Here is a 1,140-nt window from a genome sequence, read left to right on the forward strand (position 1 = left end):
CCTGAGGCCAAGGGCGAGGTCTTGTCCAATGCCTCCTACATCGAGTGGTTCGCGGAAGAAGCCAAGCGCATCGACGGCGACGTCATTCCTCAGGCTCGGCCGGATCAGCGCATCGTCGTGCTGAAGCAGCCTGTCGGCGTGTGCGCGGCCATCACGCCCTGGAACTTCCCCAACGGCATGATCACCCGCAAGGCCGGTCCGGCGCTGGCGGCCGGCTGCACCATGGTGCTCAAGCCCGCCGCCCAGACGCCGCTGTCGGCTTTTGCGCTGGCGGTGCTGGCCGAGCGGGCCGGGATCCCCAAGGGGGCCTTCTCGGTGGTGACGGGCGAGGCGAAGCCCATCGGCGAGGAGTTCTGCCGCAACCCGAAGATCGCCAAGATCACGTTCACGGGCTCGACCCAGGTGGGCCGCTGGCTCATGAAGGAGGCGGGCGAGGGCATCAAGCGCCTGTCGCTGGAACTGGGCGGGAACGCGCCCTTCATCGTGTTCGACGATGCCGACCTGGATGCGGCGGTGGAGGGCGCGATGATCTCCAAGTTCCGCAATGCGGGCCAGACCTGCGTGTGCGCCAACCGGATCTACGTGCAGGAGAGCGTGGTGGAGGCCTTCACGCACAAGCTCATCGAGAAGGTGCGCGGCCTGAAGCTGGGGCAGGGCACGCAGGCGGGCGTGACGCAGGGGCCCCTCATCGACGGGCGGGCCGTGGAGAAGATGGAGGAGCACGTGCAAGACGCCCTGGAGAAGGGGGGACGGGTCCTGGCGGGGGGCAAGCGTTCGAGCTTAGGGAGCACGTTCTTCGAGCCGACGGTGATGAGCGGGATCACGCAGGCCATGAAGGTGGCGCGGGAGGAGACGTTTGCGCCTCTGGCGCCGGTGATCGCCTTCAAGGACGAGGCGGAGGTGATTGGGATGGCCAACGACACGGAGTTTGGTCTGGCGTCGTATTTTTATGCGAGGGACATGGCGCGGGTGTGGCGTGTGGCGGAGGCCCTGGAGAGTGGGATGGTGGGGGTGAACACGGGTTTGATCGCCAACGAGATGGCGCCGTTTGGCGGGGTGAAGCAGTCGGGCCTGGGCCGGGAGGGCTCGAAATACGGCATCGAGGGATACCTTGAGATCAAATACATCTGCATCGCAGGT

The 1,140-nt window shown here is 66.2% G+C and carries 1 protein-coding gene; it reads left to right on the plus strand.

What is annotated here, in order from left to right:
- Positions 1-1,140: NAD-dependent succinate-semialdehyde dehydrogenase (locus tag ILT42_RS22685; RefSeq protein WP_204218278.1), on the plus strand; the 1,140-nt coding region annotated here is incomplete at both ends.

It is taken from the genome of Microvirga pudoricolor (assembly GCF_016892705.1).
Classification (GTDB): domain Bacteria; phylum Pseudomonadota; class Alphaproteobacteria; order Rhizobiales; family Beijerinckiaceae; genus Microvirga; species Microvirga pudoricolor.